Source organism: Ochrobactrum soli, from assembly GCF_003664555.1.
GTDB lineage: Bacteria > Pseudomonadota > Alphaproteobacteria > Rhizobiales > Rhizobiaceae > Brucella > Brucella teleogrylli.
The window spans coordinates 345,279-359,264 of sequence record NZ_RCHH01000006.1 but is presented as its reverse complement, the minus strand read 5'-3'; the positions used below and the strand labels follow the sequence as shown (position 1 = coordinate 359,264).

Below are 13,986 nucleotides of genomic sequence, written 5' to 3'. Positions count from 1 at the left end.
TATTGCCCTCATTCACAAACGCAACGACACGCTCACGCAACTCAATCGGATGCGGCTTGCCCATGGTGCATCTCCTTCCATGAGACAAGTGAACCACAGATCAAGCCAAACGGGAATCCCGAATCCGGTTAACAGCGACATGCTTTAGGCTGCCCCGTTGAATCCTGCTTGGCGGGTGTTCGTTACTTTGCCTGTGTGAAGAGATTGCGGAACTGGCGCGGCTGTGAACGCAGAAACTGGGGAGCCGCCTCAATCGTTTCGCCGAAATGCGCCGCCGCATGCCACGGCCAGCGCGGATCATAGAGAACCGTGCGTGCGAGTCCGATCATATCAGCATCACCAGTGGCCAGAATGGCTTCAGCCTGCTCGAAATCGGTAATCAGACCGACAGCAACGACGGGAATATTGACAGCCGCTTTTACAGCGCGCGCCAGCGGTACCTGATAGCTCGGGCCGACTGGAATTTTCTGTGCCGCATCAAGGCCGCCGCTCGAAACGTGAATTGCTGCGCAACCTCTTGCGGCCAAAGCTTGCGAGAACGCTACGGTCTGTTCGATATCCCAACCGCCTTCGACCCAATCCGTTCCGGAAACGCGCATCGTGACCGGACGATCCGCTGGGAAAGCGGCGCGAACAGCGTCGAACACTTCGAGCGGAAAACGCAGACGGTTTTCCAGCGAGCCGCCATATTCATCGTCGCGCTTGTTCGAGAGCGGCGACAGGAATTCGTGCAAAAGGTAACCATGGGCTCCGTGCACCTGGATTGCATCGAGACCGAGCCGCGCCGAGCGTTTGGCAGCGCTTACAAATGCATCGCGGATGCGCTTCAACTCGTCTTTATCCATCGCTGTCGGAGCATTGTCGGCGGGGTTAAACGCCACTGCAGATGGCGCAATGGTCTGCCAGCCGTTCTCGTGCTGCGGCGCAATCTGGCGTCCACCTTGCCACGGCAAATCAGTAGATGCTTTGCGGCCTGCATGCGCAAGCTGTATGGCGATGGGCATGGATGACCAGCGACGAATACCGTCGAGCGTCCGTTCCAGCGCGGCTTCGGTTTCATCGGAATAAAGCCCGACATCCGCATAACTGATCCGGCCTTCAGGGCTGACTGCCGTTGCCTCAATCGTCAACAGCCCTGCTCCGGATTGAGCGAGACTACCCAGATGCATCAGATGCCAATCGGTAGTTTTGCCGTCTTCAGCCGAATATTGGCACATCGGGGCAATGACAATGCGGTTTTTCAGATGCAAACCGCCCACGTCCAAAGGAGAAAATAGCTTCGTCTGGCTCATTAGCTCGCGCGCCTCTTATTGAAATCGATCTGACAATGCCCTCTGACAGAGGGTTCGTCATCACACTTATCACAAGCTTATTTTCATTTTCATTGGCTAAAACGCCCCATAAGTTCAATAAAATTGAAGCATGGAATGCGCCGTTGGGAACAGTATTTCTGGTTTCGCCGCGCCAAATTTTATTCGCGAATTAATACTTTTCCGACGATTTACAACTAAGAACAGGCCATTGTGGATCGGGGGGATACCATGGCCTGGAAATTTATGCTGGCGACAGCCGTTATGGCGGTTGCGCGTACTATGCCAAATGTCTTTAAGCCTAATATTTTTAACACACCGGCGAAGCCTGCGCTCATTGCCGATAATGCATTCGACATGGAGCTGAAATCCGCGCCGATTAATCCTGAATGGATACTGGCTGGATCGCCAAAGGCACGTTCATGCGAGCAATCCGCCAGCGGCGACCGCGCGGCTTTCACTGCGATCTGGGATTGCACCGCGGGCGAATTTCGCTGGTATTTCGGCTGGGATGAAACGGTTTATATTCTCGAAGGCGAGGTGCATGTCACCGATGCCGACGGAAAACATCGAACGCTGAAAGCCGGTGATGTGGGCTATTTCCGCGGTGGAACATGGGCCACCTGGAAGATCGACCGCTACCTGAAGAAAGTTGCATTCATGCGACGTACCCTTCCCGCACCGACCTCCACTATTTATCGCATCAGCGATGCGTTGCGGAATCGGGTTGCGCGATTGTGAAGCTCCAGCCGCGTTGACGGGGCGTGCGGCTATTCTATATAAATAATGCGCATGATGGGAATGGGGGTCTCCCGAAACCGCCGCTTCTGGCTGATGACTCCTGCTCGAATTGACAACAGGAACGCAATGCGTCGATAGCGGGAAGCTGTCGGGGCTGTGGGTTATCCCCTGCCCGACTTTCTCCAGCAGGCATTTCGTTCCGCAATTTTGACAGGTGAATTATGCAAGCAACCATCATGGTGGCTCTCGGCGGCGCAATCGGAAGTGTAGCGCGTTACTGGCTCGCGCTTTTGATGTTGCCGGTCAGTCGCGACCTTCCCTTGGGCACAATCGTCATCAACATAGCCGGATCGTTTGCTATTTCCTTTTTCGGTGCGCTGACACTCGAACAGGGGCGCTTTGCGGTGCCGGAAATCTGGCGTATCGCCTTCATGGTCGGCGTGTGCGGCGGCTTCACCACATTTTCTTCATTCAGCCTGCAGACACTGGATCTCCTGCGAGCAGGCCAGGCCGGCAAAGCTCTGCTCAATATCGGCATTTCGGTTATCCTTTGCCTCATTGCGGTCTGGCTTGGCTTCCTTGCCGCGCAACAGATCAACAGCGGTTCCCAACAGATCGCACAAACTGCCGTCGAGGAAGAAGGGTCGTAGGCGACCAGATTCGAGGTGCCGAGGATTTAGTTTCTTAACATTGATGAATGCGGGCCTATATCTCCCCATGTAACAATGGAAAATGGAGAGAACCAATGCGTTTGATGCTTACCGTTCTGGCATTTGCAACGACCTGTGGTCTGGCGTCAGCCGCCGCCCCTGAAGGTCAAAAACTTTCTGAAATCATTTCGAAGATCGAGCAAACCTCGGACGTGTCATATGTCGATGAAGTCGATTGGAATGATCGTGGCTATTATGAGATCGAGTATTTCATGAAGAACGGCGCGAAAGTCGAAATCAAAATCGATCCAAAGACTGGAGAATCGATCAAATAAGGTCTCGGAAAAGTGGTGAGCGCGCAGGGATTCGAACCCTGGACCTACTGATTAAAAGTCAGTTGCTCTACCGGCTGAGCTACGCGCTCCCTGAGGAACAAATCGTCCCTGGAAGTGCGGCGGAACATAAGGGCGAGTTTTCGAATGGTCAACACCATAAAATCACGTTTCTCCAACATAAATTCAAAAAATCCTGTCAACTGCACGTAATCCCGCGCCATAGCGAAACGAGACTGGCTTCAATCAGCGCAAGCTGATGGTTTTTAGCTGCTTTTTGCAAAAGAAAAGCCGCCCCGAAGGGCGGCTTCCTATTCATTGAGGCCGAATCTATCAGCGATACGGTGAATAGCACTGCTGGCGCGGACCATTGTAAGGCTGGAACGTATTGTCCGAGCTGCGGTAGGACCGGTAACGGTCATAGCACCATTCCACATGAGACGTGTTGTAGGCCGGTGCGCGATAGACCGGTGGAGGTGGCGGCGGTGGAGCCGCGATAGCCCCGCCAATGATTGCGCCCGCACCGAAGGCCGCAAGCGGATACCACCAACCGTCGCTGTGGCGGCGATAGCCATGGCGGTAGTAGTTATAGCCGCGATGGCCGTTCCAATAGCCCGGCCCCGGACGATAACCGCCGCCATGCCAGCCCGGACGTGGTCCATGGCGGTAACCGTTCCAATGTCCGCCGCGGCCTCTCCAGTGGTCGCGAACCTGCTGGATGTTTTCGTTGGCTACAGCTGGAGCCGAAGGCATGACCGGCACCGCAGCTGCGGGTGCGATGGCGCCGATCAGAAATGTCGCGCCAATCGTTCCGGCCAGTAATGCCTTGCCAGACCAAAAACTTGTAAGGTTGCTCTTCATTATGCTTCTCCTTTTCAGGTGCATGCATCATGAAGTCTCCCACATGAATGCACCCTGAATATGATTAGCAATCATATCAAATTTCAAGCCGAACGCAATTTACCTCCTATATTTCAGTAATTTACTATGAAGTATGAAACGGCGAAATTAACCGGCTGAAGGCAAAAACGGCGCCACAGCGACTTCGAGGGCTTTTTCGACCCCGAATTTCCCCGAGCAACGCCGTTCGCAGGCAAATTCGCGCATCAACGACATAAGGCATTGAGTTCCGCCCGGCACACCTTATAGAACCTGAAGAAAGCTGCAGAATCCTGTTCCCCATTTCAATCGGTCTTGGCCGGTAACGATGGTTGCTGGAACTGGCGGCGCTTGGCGGGATTTTGGATATGGGTGGTGCGGCCTTGTTGAACGATGCAACGCGGTGGGGATCTCAAACAGGCCTCGGGGCGACCGAAGAGGAATGGGTAGAGCTGGTCTCGCATCTGTCTGAAGACCAGTCGCGGCTTTTGTCGGATCTGGTCGAGCAGCACAAACAGAGCTTCGTGGACATCTTTTATAGTCGCCTGATGCAAAATCGCGAGGCGGCGGTCTTCCTGTCGCAAACCGTCGTGCATGATCGTCTGCAACATTCGCTCAGCGACTGGCTGGTGCATCTCCTGGTGAGCCATCCCACGGATGTAGCCGCTTTCGTGCAGGAACAGCGCAAGATTGGCGAGGTTCATGCGCGCATTCAGGTGCCTATCCATATCGTCATGCAGGGCGCACGGCTGCTGAAAAACGAAATCATCCGCCAGTTGAAGAAGACTGTGCCGGAGCGCGATGCGCTGGCTCGGCTGATCGTGCATGTCAGCAATGCGGTCGATATTGCCATTGAAATCATGAGTCAGGCCTTCGTCAAAGACGCGCGCAAAAGCGCCCAGACGGACGAAGCATATCGCGCCTTCACGCTAAGCCACGACATTCCACTCGAACGGGAATCGCAGCGCGCCGCCCTGATGGAATGGAGCCAATCTCTGTTGTTCAACCTTTATGGCAACAGTGAAAGCCCCCTGCTCTCGCTCGGCAGCTCGGATTTCGGTCTGTGGCTGCAACACAAGGCAGATATGCTGTTTTCCGGTTCGGCAACGCTTGAACGTCTGCGTCAGACCGTCAGTCTCATTGATTATGAATTATTGCCAGCTTTGAATGCGGCCCGCAAAAGTGACCCGGCAGAGCTTCCAGCTGCGATGGCCGAGTTTCAGACGAGGATTGGCGAAGCGAAGTTTCTGCTGGCGGAATTGTTTCAGGCCGCAGCAACGATGGAGACAGGCCGTGATCCACTGACACGCGCCCTGAACCGCCGTTTTCTGCCGCCTATTCTGACCCGCGAAATCCGCATGGCCTCACAGAAAGGACTCGATCTCAGCATTTTGATGGTCGATATCGATCATTTCAAGAAGATCAACGACACCCATGGGCATGGCGGTGGCGACGCCGTATTGCAGCAGGTCGCGGAAACGATACTGGCGCATTGCCGTCCGGGAGATTTTGTCTTCCGCTATGGCGGGGAAGAGTTTCTGGTCGCGCTCGTCGAAACCGACGAACACAGGGCCTTTGGTATTGGCGAAGAGCTGCGTAAGCTGGTCGAGCAACAGACATTCAATCTGACCAATGGCACGGTGGACACCGTGACGCTTTCCATCGGCATCGCCACGTTCAACGGCCATCCGGACTATACGCATCTGGTCGACGCCGCCGATCAGGCGCTCTATCGGGCCAAGCAGGCTGGCCGCAATCGCTGCGAAACGGAAGTGCCGCTCGCGGTTCAGTGAAGTGCAGAGGCATTTTGACATCTGGAAACGGGCGCTGAAAACCGCCATATGCTGCCATCATGACCAATTCTGCCTCACTTATGGATAGTTCCTCCAAGCCGCAACGCGACGCGCTCAACGTGCAGTTCTTGCCTGTGGACGCCGATGCGCCGCCGGTGGAATGGCTCGTGGCGGATGGGCTTACCGATTACGAGGAAGCGCTCGCCTTCATGGAAGCGCGGGTTCAGGCCATCCGCGAAGGCACGGCGAGTGAACTCGTCTGGCTGGTGGAGCACCCTCCCCTTTATACGGCGGGCACGAGCGCGCGGGCAGAAGACCTGCTGACGCCGGACAGTTTGCCGGTGTTCAACACCGGGCGCGGCGGCGAATATACCTATCACGGTCCGGGTCAGCGTGTGGCCTATGTGATGCTCGATCTGAAGCGCCGGCGCGAAGATGTGCGCGCTTTCGTGGCCGCACTGGAACAATGGATCATTGAAAGCCTCGCCGAATTCAATGTGAAGGGCGAGCGCCGCGAAGATCGCGTCGGTGTCTGGGTGATGCGCCCTGAAAAGCCCCGCCTTGCCAATGGCGACATGTGCGAGGACAAGATTGCCGCTATCGGCATTCGTCTGCGCCGCTGGGTCAGCTTTCATGGCATCGCCATCAATGTGGAGCCGAATCTCGGCCATTACGGCGGCATCGTGCCGTGCGGCATTTCAGAACACGGCGTCACGAGCCTTGTTGATCTCGGCCTGCCCGTGACCTTGGGCGATATGGATGTGGCGCTCGGCAAGGCGTTCGAAAACGTATTCGGTCGTCGCGCGGTGAAGTAAGCGTCAGACTTCGACCTTCAGTTTGCGCTCGCGCATGAAGACATAGAAGCCCGAGCCGATGATGATCACGATGCCAAACCATTTGGATGGCGTTGGAAAATCGCCGAAGACGATCAGCCCGACCAGAACCGCATTCACGATTTCCAGATATTGAAACGGTGCCAGCATGGAAGCTGGCGCCAGTTTGAAGGCGTGCACGACCATCAAATGGCTGACCGTGCCGATAGTGCCCAGAAGCAGCAACAGCAGCCAGGGCTGGATGCCGTTGGGCAGGCCGAAGCTCAAATCTTCGAGGCCCATGGTTGGCCCGACGAGCATGGCGAGCCCCGCAAACACCCATCCGCCAACGCCTGCGTAAAACTGCATGACGAGCGGGCTCTCCTTCGCGCCGAATTTGCGGTTTAGGATCAGATAGATCGCGAATGTCACCGCCGTCGCCAGCGGCAACAGCGACACCGCGCCGAAAATCTCGAAGCTTGGCTGGATGACGATCATCGTGCCGATGAGGCCGATACCGACCGCGCTGAATCGCCGCCAGCCGACCTTCTCCTTGAGGAAGATCGCCGAAAGCAGCGTGAGGATAAGCGGCTCTGCGAAGAATACGGCCATGGCGTCGGCAAGTGGCATATATTTGACAGCTGTGAAAAAGCAGAGGCCGCCAAAGCCCATCAGAACCCCGCGTATGAGGTTGCCCGCCAGATGCTGCGTGCGAAGTGCCGCCACTCCACCACCTGCCACAAGCAGAATGAAGAACATCAACCAGCATTGCACGAAAAAGCGCATGAACGTGACGGTTGCCGGAGGCATATTATCCATCATGGCCAGCCATTTGCCGATGGCGTCCATCAGCGGCAGCATCAGCACCGAGACGACCATAATGGCCATGCCTTTTACATGCGCTTCTACGCCGCCTGCCGCGCTGCCCTGCATTTCCCGCTCACGATTTCTTCTAAATGCTCGTTTGTTCGCTGTAGGCCAACAACGGCCCCGTTTCCATCATATTCATCGAATGAACAGCCGCTTGTTTGACTTTCGCCTTGTTTCTGGTGCAAACCGACACGACATCACACGAAATCCTTTGATAAAGCCGTGCGAAAGTGGAACGTAAGGCGAACTTCATTAGCCTTTCACGGCTGCGCATGGCATCATTCGGATGATTCGCAGACAGTATATTTTCGGTCCATGCCGGGGCAGCAAGCCGCATGGTCCTTCCTGAAATTCTGACAGAGAGCTTATCGGGTAAAGATGGACGACAGCAACGATCTCTTTTCGAGAGTGGTGAACAATGCCCGGGAGCGGCAGGTGGAACGACGCACGGAACAGAGCGCCGCGCCTCAACCCGTCGCACCGCCTGCGGCAACGCCATTGCCGTCTGCACCTGTTCAACAGGCCGCAAAGCCGGTTGCGACCAAGGCCCCGCCGGCTTCATCAGGTGGCGATGATTACAACGCCTCGTCCATCCGCGTTCTCGAAGGGCTGGAGCCGGTGCGTTTGCGCCCCGGCATGTATATCGGTGGCACCGACGAAAAGGCATTGCACCACCTATTTGCGGAAGTCATCGATAACTCGATGGACGAAGCGGTGGCAGGCCATGCAAATTTCATCGAAGTCAGCCTCGATGCAGAAGGTTTCATCACCGTTTCCGATAATGGACGCGGCATTCCGGTTGACGAACACCCGCAGGTGCCGGGCAAGTCCACGCTTGAAGTCATCATGACCAAGCTGCATGCGGGCGGCAAGTTCGACGGCAAGGCCTATGAAACATCGGGCGGCCTGCACGGCGTCGGCGTTTCGGTGGTCAATGCGCTGTCCGACGTGCTGGAAGTGGAAGTCGCGCGCAACCGTCGTCTTTATCGCCAGCGCTTTTCGCGCGGTATTCCGCAGGGCGGGCTGGAAGATGCAGGCGAAGTGCATAATCGTCGCGGCACACGTGTTCGCTTTCACCCGGATCCGGATATTTTCGGCAAGACGGCGCATTTCGACCCGCACCGGCTTTATCGCATGGCGCGGTCGAAGGCTTACCTGTTCGGCGGCGTCGAAATCCGCTGGAACTGCGATCCTTCGCTGCTCGACCCGAAAAAGGAAACACCTGAAAAGGCCGTGTTCCACTTCCCCGGTGGTCTGAAGGACTATCTTCAGGCCTCCCTTGGCAAGGAACATCAGGTTACCCGCGAGCTTTTTGCTGGCAAGACCGAGAAGCAGGGCGGGCACGGCGCCGTCGAATGGGCGGTCACGTGGTATGGCGGCGACGGCTTCGTCCATTCCTATTGTAATACGATTCCGACTGCCGATGGCGGCACCCATGAGGCTGGCCTGCGCATTGCGCTGACGCGTGGTCTCAAGGCCTATGCGGAACTGACCAATAACAAGCGCGCTTCGATCATCACGACGGATGACGTCATGGTTTCGGCTGCGGGCATGTTGTCGGTCTTCATCCGCGAACCGGAATTCGTCGGTCAGACCAAGGATAAGCTGGCGACGGTGGAAGCGCAGCGCATTGTGGAAAATGCAATCCGCGATCCGTTCGACCATTGGCTTGCTGCCTCGCCGCAGGAAGCCTCGCGCCTGCTCGACTGGGTGGTGGACCGAGCGGAAGAACGCCTGCGCCGTCGTCAGGAAAAGGAAACGGTGCGCAAGAGCGCAACGCGCAAGCTGCGCCTGCCCGGCAAACTGGCCGACTGCACACAGAATGCGGCAGCGGGTGCGGAATTGTTCATCGTCGAAGGTGACTCGGCAGGCGGTTCGGCGAAGCAGGCGCGCAATCGCGCCACGCAGGCGATCCTGCCGCTGCGCGGTAAGATTCTGAACGTCGCCAGCGCTGGCCGCGAAAAGCTGACAGCAAACCAGCAGATTGCCGATCTCATTCAGGCGCTCGGTAGTGGCACGCGGAAGAATTATCGCGAAGACGATCTGCGTTATGACCGCGTGATCATCATGACCGATGCCGACGTGGACGGCGCGCATATCGCATCGCTGCTGATCACTTTCTTCTATCAGGAAATGCCGGAATTGATCCGTAACGGCCACCTTTATCTGGCCGTACCGCCGCTTTACCGTCTGAGCCAAGGCGGCAAGACAGCCTATGCCCGCGATGACGCCCATAAAGATGAATTGCTGCGCACCATGTTTACCGGACGTGGCAAGGTGGAAATCGGTCGCTTCAAAGGTCTTGGCGAAATGCGCGCCGAGCAGTTGAAGGAAACCACGATGGACCCGAAGAAGCGCACGCTGCTGCGGGTGCAGGTGGACGAAGACTATATCGATGAAACCCGCAACACCGTCGATGAACTGATGGGAACCAAGCCGGAAGCTCGTTTCCGCTTCATCACGGATCGCGCTGCTTTCGTGGAAGAACTCGACATTTAAAGTAAGCTTATCATGAACAGAGAGCGGCGCGTTGGTTTTGGCCAACCGCCGCTTTATTTATATCTGAGCCAGATATTTCAACTGACTGAAAAGAAAGATTTTTACGCTTTCACGTTGATACCTAGGCGCGACTCAATATCTTCCAGCGATTCCTTGACGAAGAAGGTCTGGTCCGCACTCATCGTCAGAATGCGTGTGCCAGTACCGTAGGCATTATAGGATAGAACGTGGTTGAAATTGATCGCGAGCTTTTCACCACTCACATCCGTCAGCATGATCCACATGATGGCCCTCCTCCTCAGAAAAACTAGAACTCTCAAGAGAAGGATAGGCGCGCCGGACTGTTCGGCAACAGAAGGGGTGCACTCCAAGGGGTTTCAAAGCGTTGCGCGCATACGCACTTTTTCAACAACACGGCCCATGCTGACAGAAGCTTCTTCGCCGCGCCACTCGATCCGAAAGCCCATTTTCTCGTAAAGGCCGATGGCCGGGAGATTATCGGCATGCGTGCCGATCGTTGCTGAATCGAAGCCATCCAGCAGAATTTGCGCCATCAGCGCGTCGAGAATGCGTCCGCCTATGCCCTGTCCGTGATAGGGCGGATCGATCCAGAGATCGGCGATATAATTGCTGCCGGGAACGCGCGCACCCCAGCCGAGGATTTTTCCGTCGAGCTCCGCAACCAAAACGCCATCGGCATTTTCATGCAGATAACCAAGGAAATTCGCTTCCAGCTCTGCACGACGTTGATCGCTTAAGGGACCTGTCTTGGCAGGGATTTCCCACGCCCTGACCGCAAGAGCGGCCATGAAAACAAATTCGCCGGCCATCGAGCGCCGTGCGTCCGAAAGGACGCACAAAGGACGCTCGATATCTTTTGAGTGTTGCATCGTGCTTTCCGAAAATCGACTTCGATTTTCGGGCCGATGCAATCCCCGGCGAATTGCAGTTTCGACTTTTACCACCATTTGGCCGGAGTGAAGCGTCCGGCGGCCTGCTCGATAGCGTGGGCTGTCTGGAACAGGGTTTCTTCCTCGAACGGGCGACCAATCAGCTGAAGACCGAGCGGCAGGCCCTGCCCGTTGATGCCAGCAGGCACTGCAATGCCCGGAAGACCGGCCATGTTCACAGTCACGGTGAAGATGTCGTTGAGGTACATCTTGACCGGATCGTTAGCTAGGTCTTCATCGGCAAGGCCGAATGCAGCCGACGGCGTCGCAGGCGTGAGGATTGCGTGCACGCCCTTGGCGAAAACGTCCTCGAAGTCTTTCTTGATCAGCGTGCGAACTTTCTGGGCGCGCAGATAATAGGCGTCGTAATAACCAGCTGACAACACATAGGTGCCGATCACGATACGGCGCTTCACTTCCTTGCCGAAACCGGCCGCGCGGGTCTGCTCATACATGTCGGCAATGTCCTTGCCGGGCACACGCAGGCCATAGCGCACGCCGTCATAGCGCGCGAGGTTGGACGAAGCTTCCGCCGGTGCGACGATGTAATAAGCAGGCAGCGCATATTTCGTGTGCGGCAGCGAAATATCGACGATCTCGGCACCGGCATCCTTCAGATACTGGATGCCCTTCTGCCACAGTTCTTCGATCTCGCCCGGCATGCCATCGACGCGATATTCCCGCGGAATGCCGATCTTGATGCCCTTCAGCGACTTGCCGATGGCGGCTTCATAATCCGGCACCGGAAGATCGACCGAGGTGGTGTCCTTCAGGTCGAGCGATGCCATGGACTTGAGCAGAATAGCGGCATCGCGTACGTCGCGGGCAATCGGACCAGCCTGATCGAGCGACGAAGCGAAGGCAACCGTGCCCCAGCGCGACACGCGTCCATAGGTCGGCTTGATGCCGACCGTGCCGGTGAAGGCTGCAGGCTGGCGGATCGAGCCGCCCGTATCGGTCGCGGTGGCGCCGGCGCAAAGCTGTGCGGCGACGGCAGCAGCCGAACCGCCGGAAGAACCGCCCGGCACCAGATCGGCATTGGAACCCTTGGCGCGCCACGGGTTCTTGACCGAGCCATAATAGGAGGTTTCGTTGGACGAGCCCATGGCGAATTCGTCCATGTTGAGCTTGCCCAGCATGACCGCGCCGTCAGCCCAGAGATTGGCGGTGACGGTCGATTCATATTCCGGCTTGAAGCCGTCGAGGATGTGCGAGCAAGCCTGCGTATGCACACCCTTGGTTGCGAACAGGTCTTTCACGCCGAGCGGGATGCCTTCCAGCGTGCCCGCTTCGCCCTTGGCGATGCGCTCATCCGAGGCCTTGGCCATGGAACGCGCCTGATCGTGCGTAACGGTCACATAGGCATTGATGGCTTCATTGGCGGTGTCGATAGCGGCCAGATAGGCATCGGTCAGCTCGGTCGCGGTGATGGCCTTGGCCTTCAGCTTGTCGCGCGCTTCGGCAATGGTCAGTGCGGTCAGTTCGCTCATCGTCAAATCCTGTCAGTGCGCCTCAGAGAGACGCTTTTCAAAAAAGGCGCTGTATTCGGAGTCCGGATAGTCCAGAACCACACCGCAGCGCGTAAAACCCGAATTCTCATAAAGCCGCCAGGCACCGGCAAAGCCGGGGCCCGTCCCGGTTTCGAGCACAAGGCGGGAAACGTTTTTGGCGTTTGCCGCATCGACAATCGCATCCACGAGAGCAGACCCCACACGTTTGCCGCGCACTTCCGGGCGGGTGAACATCCGTTTCAACTCGCCGATGCCGTCTTCATGCAGCTTCAAAGCGCCGCAACCGACAGCCCTGCCCGTCTCGTCGCGGGCCACGAAAACCGTGGTATCCGGCTCCGCCATCTGCTCAACTGTCATCTTGAACTGGAATTCAAGCGGCGACAGCGGCAGCATATGCGCGTTCAGGTGCTCGACCAGCTCGCGCACGTCGTCCTGCAATGGGGTCTCGATGGAAACCCGAACGGCCATGGCTTACTCCACGACCTTCGGAACGACGAAGAAATTGTCTTCCGTGACTGGCGCATTGGCAACCACGGCATCGGCGATGCCGCCATCGGTCACCTTGTCGTCGCGCAGGCGCATAATCATCGGCGTCACCGAGGTCATCGGCTCGACGCCGTCAACATTGACTTCGTTCAATTGCTCGACAAAGCCCAGAATTGCATTGAGTTCACCGGTCATGCGCTCGGCATCGTCTTCGCTGACGGCGATGCGCGCGAGATGCGCAACGCGTTTGACGGTGGAAATATCGACGGACATTCTGTTCTCCGCAAATGCTGTATCAGGGCGGCGACCCGCCACCCTGAAGGTTCTTTGCTACGGCTATAACGGCGCGATTGTTGAAGCGCAACATTTCTTGGCGCTTCAACGGGGATTAGAAGCTGTGAACGGTGCCGGCAGGATCTGCCAGAACCTTCGTGCCGGGATGATCGGCCATACCGGCCACAAACTTTTCTGCCGTCTGATCGATGATCGGGAATGAACCGTAATGGCAGGGCAACACGGTCTTGAAGTTGAAGTAACGCTGGCAGGCCAGAGCCGCCACCGCACCGCCCATGGTGAAGCGGTCGCCAACCGGCACAATGCCGATTTCCGGCTGGTGCAACTCGTTGATGAGCGCCATGTCGGAGAAAATATCCGTATCGCCCATGTGATAAAGCGTTGGGTCGTTCTCGAAATGGAACACCAGACCGTTCGGGTTGCCAAGCGCCTGCGAAACACCGTTTTCCGTCAGAAAAGCCGAGGAATGCAGCGCATTGACAAAGGTGACGGTGAAGCCGTCATGCGACTGCGTGCCGCCGGTGTTGCCCATCTCGAGCTTTTCAACGCCCTGTGTGCCGAGCCAGCTTGCCAGATCGGCATTGGCGATAACCGTCGCGCCATGCTCCTTGGCAATGGCAACCGTGTCGCCGATGTGATCGCCGTGGCCGTGGGTCAGTGCAATATGGGTGACGCCTTTGGTCGCTTCCTTGAAGTCGATGCCTTTAGCCCCGGGATTGCCGTTCAGGAACGGATCGATGAGGATGACCGCCTTTGCGGTTTCAATGCGGAAGGCGGCATGGCCAAGCCAGGTCAGTTTCATGAAGATTCTCCTTCGATCTCGATTTCCGGGTTGAGAACAGATATGACGCCCATAAAG

The 13,986-nt window shown here is 56.8% G+C and carries 16 protein-coding genes, 1 tRNA gene and 1 riboswitch; of the genes, 6 read left to right on the top strand and 11 right to left on the bottom strand.

The features are described from left to right. Positions 1 to 182 precede the first annotated feature (182 nt). Entirely contained in the window at positions 183 to 1,292 is a 1,110-nt protein-coding gene (locus D8666_RS13495) for an NADH:flavin oxidoreductase/NADH oxidase (protein ID WP_109367383.1), read from the bottom strand. 249 nt (positions 1,293 to 1,541) lie between these two features. On the opposite strand from D8666_RS13495, the gene D8666_RS13490 reads away from it, so the two are divergent. The 3 genes from D8666_RS13490 (at position 1,542) to D8666_RS13480 (ending at position 3,036) form a co-directional block, all read left to right on the top strand. Further along, positions 1,542 to 2,051, top strand: coding sequence for a cupin domain-containing protein (locus D8666_RS13490; protein ID WP_109367382.1), 510 nt, complete (start codon positions 1,542 to 1,544; stop codon positions 2,049 to 2,051). 47 nt (positions 2,052 to 2,098) lie between these two features. Continuing rightward, positions 2,099 to 2,161: riboswitch (Fluoride riboswitch) on the top strand. A gap of 111 nt (positions 2,162 to 2,272) precedes the next feature. Beyond that, positions 2,273 to 2,701, top strand: a complete 429-nt coding sequence (crcB, locus tag D8666_RS13485) for a fluoride efflux transporter CrcB (protein WP_121538350.1) — start codon at positions 2,273 to 2,275, stop codon at positions 2,699 to 2,701. A 95-nt stretch (positions 2,702 to 2,796) separates the two neighbouring features. Beyond that, positions 2,797 to 3,036 (top strand): PepSY domain-containing protein, encoded by a 240-nt coding sequence (locus tag D8666_RS13480; protein ID WP_121538348.1) that lies wholly within the window; start codon positions 2,797 to 2,799, stop codon positions 3,034 to 3,036. Between the two features lie 13 nt (positions 3,037 to 3,049). Here the strand turns inward: D8666_RS13480 and D8666_RS13475 are convergent. Continuing rightward, a tRNA-Lys gene (locus D8666_RS13475) sits at positions 3,050 to 3,125 on the bottom strand. A 241-nt stretch (positions 3,126 to 3,366) separates the two neighbouring features. Further along, positions 3,367 to 3,894, bottom strand: coding sequence for a BA14K family protein (locus D8666_RS13470; RefSeq protein ID WP_121538346.1), 528 nt, complete (start codon positions 3,892 to 3,894; stop codon positions 3,367 to 3,369). Positions 3,895 to 4,244: 350 nt separating this feature from the next. Between D8666_RS13470 and D8666_RS13465 the strand changes: the two genes are divergently transcribed. Continuing rightward, positions 4,245 to 5,705 (top strand): GGDEF domain-containing protein, encoded by a 1,461-nt coding sequence (locus D8666_RS13465; RefSeq protein WP_235858960.1) that lies wholly within the window; start codon positions 4,245 to 4,247, stop codon positions 5,703 to 5,705. 80 nt (positions 5,706 to 5,785) lie between these two features. After that, positions 5,786 to 6,520 carry a lipoyl(octanoyl) transferase LipB gene (gene lipB, locus D8666_RS13460; RefSeq protein ID WP_371830819.1) on the top strand — a complete coding sequence of 245 codons (735 nt, stop codon included), beginning with the start codon at positions 5,786 to 5,788 and terminating at the stop codon, positions 6,518 to 6,520. A 3-nt stretch (positions 6,521 to 6,523) separates the two neighbouring features. Here lipB and D8666_RS13455 read toward each other — a convergent pair whose 3' ends face one another. Together D8666_RS13455 and D8666_RS13450 are read right to left on the bottom strand one after the other, a co-directional pair. Then, positions 6,524 to 7,450, bottom strand: coding sequence for a DMT family transporter (locus D8666_RS13455; RefSeq protein WP_121538344.1), 927 nt, complete (start codon positions 7,448 to 7,450; stop codon positions 6,524 to 6,526). Positions 7,451 to 7,469: 19 nt separating this feature from the next. Beyond that, positions 7,470 to 7,724, bottom strand: coding sequence for a hypothetical protein (locus D8666_RS13450; protein WP_121538342.1), 255 nt, complete (start codon positions 7,722 to 7,724; stop codon positions 7,470 to 7,472). Between the two features lie 41 nt (positions 7,725 to 7,765). Here D8666_RS13450 and parE point away from each other — a divergent pair, with 41 nt between their 5' ends. Beyond that, positions 7,766 to 9,886 carry a DNA topoisomerase IV subunit B gene (gene parE / locus D8666_RS13445; protein WP_121538340.1) on the top strand — a complete coding sequence of 707 codons (2,121 nt, stop codon included), beginning with the start codon at positions 7,766 to 7,768 and terminating at the stop codon, positions 9,884 to 9,886. Positions 9,887 to 9,987: 101 nt separating this feature from the next. Here parE and D8666_RS13440 read toward each other — a convergent pair whose 3' ends face one another. The 6 genes from D8666_RS13440 to D8666_RS13415 all read right to left on the bottom strand — a co-directional run bounded on the left by D8666_RS13440 (position 9,988) and on the right by D8666_RS13415 (position 13,929). Beyond that, positions 9,988 to 10,170 (bottom strand): hypothetical protein, encoded by a 183-nt coding sequence (locus D8666_RS13440; RefSeq protein WP_109367351.1) that lies wholly within the window; start codon positions 10,168 to 10,170, stop codon positions 9,988 to 9,990. 93 nt (positions 10,171 to 10,263) lie between these two features. Then, positions 10,264 to 10,776 carry a GNAT family N-acetyltransferase gene (locus D8666_RS13435; protein WP_235858959.1) on the bottom strand — a complete coding sequence of 171 codons (513 nt, stop codon included), beginning with the start codon at positions 10,774 to 10,776 and terminating at the stop codon, positions 10,264 to 10,266. A 68-nt stretch (positions 10,777 to 10,844) separates the two neighbouring features. After that, positions 10,845 to 12,326: an Asp-tRNA(Asn)/Glu-tRNA(Gln) amidotransferase subunit GatA gene (gene gatA, locus D8666_RS13430; protein WP_109367350.1), complete on the bottom strand. Its 1,482-nt coding sequence runs from the start codon at positions 12,324 to 12,326 to the stop codon at positions 10,845 to 10,847. Between the two features lie 12 nt (positions 12,327 to 12,338). Further along, complete coding sequence (locus D8666_RS13425) at positions 12,339 to 12,815, bottom strand: GNAT family N-acetyltransferase (RefSeq protein ID WP_121538338.1); 477 nt, start codon at positions 12,813 to 12,815, stop codon at positions 12,339 to 12,341. 3 nt (positions 12,816 to 12,818) lie between these two features. Then, on the bottom strand, positions 12,819 to 13,106 hold the full coding sequence (gatC, locus tag D8666_RS13420) for an Asp-tRNA(Asn)/Glu-tRNA(Gln) amidotransferase subunit GatC (RefSeq protein WP_121538336.1): 288 nt from the start codon (positions 13,104 to 13,106) through the stop codon (positions 12,819 to 12,821). Between the two features lie 115 nt (positions 13,107 to 13,221). Further along, entirely contained in the window at positions 13,222 to 13,929 is a 708-nt protein-coding gene (locus tag D8666_RS13415; protein WP_121538334.1) for a metal-dependent hydrolase, read from the bottom strand. Positions 13,930 to 13,986: the final 57 nt, after the last annotated feature.